This is a genomic window from Rhizobacter sp. P2_H2 (genome assembly GCF_056403375.1).
Window position 1 is genome coordinate 1 of record NZ_JBFUFP010000861.1, and the last position, 2,382, is coordinate 2,382.

General features: G+C 68.8%; 3 protein-coding genes. All 3 read left to right on the top strand.

What is annotated here, in order from left to right; genetic code table 11:
• Nucleotides 1-14: 14 nt before the first annotated feature.
• A complete protein-coding gene (gene iscA / locus AC1D15_RS27380) occupies nt 15-338 on the top strand; it encodes an iron-sulfur cluster assembly protein IscA (protein ID WP_047502965.1) in 324 nt (107 codons plus the stop codon).
• Between the two features lie 65 nt (nt 339-403).
• On the top strand, nt 404-922 hold the full coding sequence (gene hscB / locus AC1D15_RS27385) for a Fe-S protein assembly co-chaperone HscB (protein ID WP_477828484.1): 519 nt from the start codon (nt 404-406) through the stop codon (nt 920-922).
• Between the two features lie 5 nt (nt 923-927).
• A partial coding sequence (gene hscA / locus AC1D15_RS27390) for a Fe-S protein assembly chaperone HscA (protein WP_477828485.1) occupies nt 928-2,382 on the top strand: 1,455 nt, incomplete at its 3' end.

The following is a 2,382-nucleotide window of genomic DNA, read 5'->3' on the forward strand; positions in this document are numbered from 1 at the left end:
GACGCACTGAGACCATGGCCGTCACGCTGACCGAAGCCGCGGCACGCCACGTGTCGCGCTACATCACCAAGCGCGGCAAGGGCGTCGGCGTCCGGCTGGGCATCAAGACGACCGGTTGTTCGGGCCTGGCCTACAAGCTGGAGTACGCCGATGACGTGGCGCCCGAAGACGCGGTGTTCGAAGACCGCGGCGTGAAGGTGCTGGTCGATCCGAAGAGCCTGCCCTACATCGACGGCACGCAGCTCGACTTCGTGCGCGAAGGCCTGAACGAGGGTTTCAAGTTCCGCAACCCGCGCGAGAAGGATCGCTGCGGTTGCGGTGAGTCGTTCCGCGTCTAGCGCCCCGGCGCTTGCGAACCAGGCGCGGCCGCAAGCCGCGCCTTTTTGTTGCCTGAAATCCAGCCATGAAGCTCGATAGCGACGATTTCGAACTGTTCGGCCTGCCGCGCCGCTTCGCGCTCGATCGCGACGAGCTCGATGCGCGCTGGCGCGCGCTGCAGGCCGAAGTGCATCCCGACCGCTTCGCAGCCGAGGGCGGTGCGGCCCAGCGCGTCGCGATGCAATGGGCGGTGCGCGTGAACGAGGCCTACCAGCGGCTGAAGCATCCGCTGAAGCGCGCTGCCTACCTGTGCGAGCTCGGTGGCGTCTCGATCGACGCCGAGAACAACACCGCGATGCCGGCCGGTTTCCTGATGCAGCAGATGGAGTGGCGCGAGTCACTCGACGACGCCGCCGGCCTGCCGGCCGTCGAGGCGCTGGCCGACGAGGTCGCCGCGCACCGCCGCCAGGCCCTCGCCGCACTGGCCGCGACGCTCGACGAACGCCATGACACCGCCGCGGCCGCGCAGCAGGTCAGAGCCCTCATGTTCGTAGARCGCTTTGCCGACGACGTCGATCAACGCCTCGAAGCGCTGGGACAATAGACACCATGGCCCTGCTGCAAATTTCCGAACCGGGGGGCACCCCCGATCCCCATCAGCGCCGCATCGCGGTCGGCATCGACCTCGGCACCACGCATTCGCTGGTCGCTGCGGTGCGCAACGGCGTGTCCGAATGCCTGCCGGACGAAGCCGGCCACGTGATCCTGCCGTCGGCTGTGCGCTACCTGCCCGAAGGGCGGCGCGAGATCGGCCATGGCGCACTGGCGCAGGCCGCGATCGATCCGGCCAATACCGTCGTCTCGGTCAAGCGTTTCATGGGCCGTGGGCTGCGCGACATCGCGCACGTCGAGAAGCTGCCATACGATTTTGTCGATGCGCCGGGCATGGTGCAGCTGCGCACGATCGACGGCGTGAAGTCGCCGGTGGAGGTGTCGGCCGAGATCCTCGCGACGCTGCGTTATCGCGCCGAGGACACCTTCGCCGACGACCTGTTCGGCGCGGTGATCACGGTGCCGGCCTACTTCGACGATGCGCAGCGGCAGGCCACGAAGGATGCCGCGCAACTCGCCGGCCTGAACGTGCTGCGCCTGATCAACGAGCCGACCGCCGCGGCGATCGCCTACGGGCTGGAGAACGGTTCCGAGGGCTTGTACGCCGTCTACGACCTGGGCGGCGGCACCTTCGACATTTCACTGCTGAAGYTGACGAAGGGCGTGTTCGAGGTCGTCGCGACCGGCGGCGATTCGGCACTCGGTGGCGACGATTTCGATCGCACGCTCGCCGACTGGGCGCTGGACCAAGCCGGCCTGCGCGCCGACACGCCGCAGGACAAGCGTGCGGTGCTGGTGGCCGCGCGTGCCGCGAAGGAGAAGCTCTCGTCCTCCGACCACGCCACGCTCGCCAGTCCGCTGTCGTCCGGCGAGCTGTCGGTACGCGTGACGCGTGCGCAGTTCGAGACGCTCGGCGCCGCTCTGCTGGCGCGCACGCTGGCGGCTGTTCGCAAGGTGCTGCGCGATGCGCAGGCCGCGAAGGAAGAAGTGCAGGGCGTCGTGATGGTGGGCGGTTCCACCCGCATGCCGATGGTGCAGGCGGCGGTCGCCGGCTTCTTCGGCAAGGCACCGCTGACCAACCTGAATCCGGACGAGGTCGTCGCGCTCGGCGCGGCGATCCAGGCCAACGCGCTGGCGGGCAATGCCGGTGCCGACGAGTTGCTGCTGCTCGACGTGATCCCGCTGTCGCTCGGTCTCGAGACGATGGGCGGGCTGGTCGAGCGCATCATCCCGCGCAACAGCACGATCCCGACCGCGCGTGCGCAGGAGTTCACGACCTTCAAGGACGGGCAGACCGCGATGGCGCTGCACGTGGTGCAGGGCGAGCGCGAACTCGTCAGCGATTGCCGCTCGCTCGCGCGCTTCGAGCTGCGCGGCATGCCGCCGATGGTGGCGGGCGCGGCGCGCATCCGCGTGAGCTTCCAGGTCGATGCCGATGGGCTGCTGAGCGTC